Raw genomic sequence first — 582 nt, 5'->3', positions numbered from 1 at the left:
GGAGAGGATCGTGTCGGCCGCGATCTCCGGCGGGAACGTGCCCCAGTGCGCGTAGCCGACGTCGATCTGCGCGCGCAGGATCGCTTGCGCCTGCTCGTGCGTGTTCATCTCCTTCAGCACGACTTCGACATTCGGATAGTCCGCCTCGAAACGCCGTACCGCCGAAGGCAGCCCGCGGTACAGCATCGAATTGACGAAGCCGATCTTCAGCCGCCCCGCGAGCCCCGATGCCGATCGAATCGTCAGACGCTGCGCTTCCTGCGCCTGCAGCAGCCGGCGGCGCGCCTCGCCGAGCAGCACTTCGCCCGCATTCGTCAGCGCGACCGACTTGCTCGTGCGAGCGAGCAGTTGCACGCCGCGCTCGTCCTCGAACTTGCGGATATCGAAGCTCAAGGCCGGCTGCGAGATGAACAGCCGTTTCGCCGAACGGCCGAAATGCAGCTCTTCCGCGACGGCGACGAAGTAGCGCAATTGTTTGAGGTCCATCGCGCCTCCATTCTGGCGATCGATAAATAGCGTTTATCGTACTGGATAAATCCTGTATTGGACGATTATCGATCGCGGTTCTACGCTCGTCGGACC

Annotated in this window: 1 protein-coding gene; it reads right to left on the bottom strand. The window is 62.5% G+C overall.

Annotated features, from left to right (window positions below; translation table 11 throughout):
• Positions 1-486: LysR family transcriptional regulator (locus J5M67_RS27505; RefSeq protein ID WP_207888552.1), on the bottom strand; the 486-nt coding region annotated here is incomplete at its 3' end.
• Between the last annotated feature and the right edge of the window lie 96 nt (positions 487-582).

Source organism: Pseudomonas sp. 30_B, assembly GCF_017491605.1.
Classification (GTDB): Bacteria; Pseudomonadota; Gammaproteobacteria; order Pseudomonadales; family Pseudomonadaceae; genus Pseudomonas.
The sequence above is the reverse complement of the archived record's forward strand: the minus strand, read 5'-3'. Positions and strand labels throughout refer to the sequence as shown.